The organism is Variovorax sp. 01T439_2, assembly GCF_056398445.1.
In genome coordinates, this window is the sequence record NZ_JBFTPJ010001353.1 from 1 (window position 1) to 1,035 (window position 1,035).

Below are 1,035 nucleotides of genomic sequence, written 5' to 3' on the forward strand. Positions count from 1 at the left end.
GCACCGGCACCAACCGGTGCCGTGCCGCGCCCACATTACGTGCAGACGGGCTTCGCGGGTGGCGGCGTGTCGCCCCTTTTATCTGGCCCTCCGTCTCCGCCCTCCGCATGCGCTCCCGGCTCCGACTTGCCGCCAGCCGCGCACGGGGTGCGCAACGCTGCCCGAAGGTCCGCGGTGGTGCAGCTCGCGCTGCACCCTGGCGGCGGGCCCTCTGCACGACGGAGTACAGCGCGGACGCACGTCCGGCTGCAGTTCGGCAGCGTGCTTGGTCGCAGGAAGCCGCGCAGTTCATGGCGCACTCCATGTCCACAAAGGCCGCGCGACCCCAAGCACGGCCGACGCAGAGATGGGCCCGAAATACCGGCTGTCGAACGACGCCGGATTCGTGTCACCGAGCAGGAACAACTCGTCTGCTGCGAGGGGACGACACTGCGACCAGGCTTGCAATGGGCGAAGCGCGCTGTCATGCGTTCGCAGGCTCGCCGCCACGGCACCGTCAATGCGCACGAGCTGATCGCAAACACACACCGATTGCGGCGTACGGGCGCCAATGCGCTTGAGGATCGGCACGCCGCTCGGCAGGTAGCCGCGCCGTGCCGCGAAGGCGGCCACGTCGGCCGGAAGCCGTGCCAGCACGATGCTGCCGACGTGCAGCGAGGCTGCACTGTCCAGGCCGTCGATGCGGTACCAACCGCGCGGCAAGCTGTCGCTCGGGTTGTAGACCACGAGCACGCGATCGCGTGTCGCSACCGGCAYGRCGGCSGGCGCGCACAGCGCAGCCAGGCYGACGCYCATRCAGGCGAAGAGCAGGCGCGGTGTCATCGCAGCGCCCCGCGCGCCAGATGYGCCGCATGCCGYTCGGCGGTGTAGGCCGGCAGCGGCTGGCGCGCAGCCAGCCGATTGCCGACCGTGCGCCAGTACGTGACGGCCACCGCGCASGGGTCGATGCCCAAGGCCTCGATGGCGTCGACCGCCGCGAGCACGGCCTTGACCTGGCTCTCGCCATCGGCGCGCAGCAGAATGCGCGCGCCCGGC

Annotated in this window: 2 protein-coding genes; both read right to left on the minus strand. The window is 71.0% G+C overall.

From position 1 onward, the window contains the following. Window positions 1-288: 288 nt before the first annotated feature. Complete coding sequence (locus AC1DOC_RS34890; RefSeq protein ID WP_478131743.1) at window positions 289-732, minus strand: S26 family signal peptidase; 444 nt, start codon at window positions 730-732, stop codon at window positions 289-291. Window positions 733-818: 86 nt separating this feature from the next. Continuing rightward, the coding region (locus tag AC1DOC_RS34895; protein WP_478131744.1) for a DUF2840 domain-containing protein at window positions 819-1,035 on the minus strand (217 nt) is incomplete at its 5' end.